At 60.8% G+C, this 1,287-nt stretch carries 2 protein-coding genes; both read left to right on the forward strand.

Annotated features, from left to right (window positions below; translation table 11 throughout):
• A partial coding sequence (locus tag NUW23_10515; protein MCR4426602.1) for a TAXI family TRAP transporter solute-binding subunit occupies nt 1-627 on the forward strand: 627 nt, incomplete at its 5' end.
• A gap of 12 nt (nt 628-639) precedes the next feature.
• On the forward strand, nt 640-1,164 hold the full coding sequence (locus NUW23_10520; protein MCR4426603.1) for a DUF1850 domain-containing protein: 525 nt from the start codon (nt 640-642) through the stop codon (nt 1,162-1,164).
• Nucleotides 1,165-1,287: the final 123 nt, after the last annotated feature.

Genomic DNA, 1,287 nt, shown 5'->3' on the forward strand with positions numbered 1-1,287 from the left:
CTAGCTTCCGTCCACACCAACCATGTTCAGCTGATCACGACAGCCCGGACAGGAATCAAGTCCGTCCGGGATCTCAAGGGCAAGAGGGTTGGAGTGGGCGCACCCGGCTCCGGGACCGAACTCAACGCCAGGCATGTCTTGGCCGCGGCCGGTATGACTTATGCTGACCTTGCGAAGGCCGACTACCTGAGCTATGCAGAAACCTGCGACCAGCTGGCGAACAGGAACATCGATGCCGGGTTCCTCACGGGCGGATTGCCCATCGGGGCCATTACCGAGCTCGCCACCAAGCAGGATATTGTGATAATCCCGATCGAACGGGCGCTCGTCGAGAAGATGCAGAAGGATTTCCCAATCTACATATCCCGCGAGATCCCCGCGGGTGCCTACAAGGGTGTGAATGCGCCCGTGCCCACTCTCGCCATGAAGAACTACATCGTGGTCAACCGGAACCTCGACCCCAAACTCGTGTATGACCTGACTAGAGTGATGTTCGAGCACCTTGATGAGCTCGAGGCTTACCACGCCGCAGTGAAGGAGATCAAGCTCGAGCTGGCGCTGGAGGGCATGGCTCTTCCGGTCCACCCCGGTGCGAAGAAGTACTACGATGAGAAGGGTGTCAAGTAGCAAGGGACAGCCATGAGCAGACTCGGCCCTGTCTGGGGCATCAGGTTGCTGTCTTCTCTCGCTGCGCTGGTGGTGGTCCTGGCGGCACTCAGCCTAATCCCAGTTGAGGCTGAGGGCGTTCCCGCCGGGGCTGACGGTGCGGACGGGGCTGCCCTCGTAGTGGCCAATCGAGGAGGCACGGTGCTCGGGGAGTTACCGCTGGACAACACGCGGGAGTTCCGGGTGACCTTCATCCATTCGTCGGAGAGGCACCCGTGGGTGAACGTCTTCTTGGTGGCCGGAGTGGAGATGGTGTTGAAGGAGATCCGGGTCCCATCCACGGGACCCGGGGTCCCTTCCGTCGTGGAACCAGGTTGGCATGTCACCATCGTAGACGGATGGATCGTCTACTCGGGCGTAGATCGGCCCTACGAGGAACTGGTGTTTCTGCTGTCCGATATATCGCCGCACATTGTCGAGGCGGGAGGCGTTTCCTACGACCTCGTCTCCCTCTTTGGGGACGGCACCCTGGTCAGACTGCGCGTTGCAGCCCAATAGGACTCGCAGGAGGGTAAGTGGTCCTGAATGGAACGGCCTGGCATTGAGGAACAGGAACGTATCGTGCAGAAGTACGACCGATCCGCGAGGACGGCGCGGCTCTCGGGCTTCTTGGCTCTGGCG

The sequence above is a fragment of the Bacillota bacterium genome, assembly GCA_024655925.1.
Lineage (GTDB): Bacteria > Bacillota > DTU025 > DTU025 > JANLFS01 > JANLFS01.

Coding starts and splice junctions, on each gene's coding strand:
- NUW23_10520 (MCR4426603.1), top strand. CDS start 640: ATGAGCAGACTCGGCCCTGTCTGGGGCATCAGGTTGCTGTCTTCTCTC.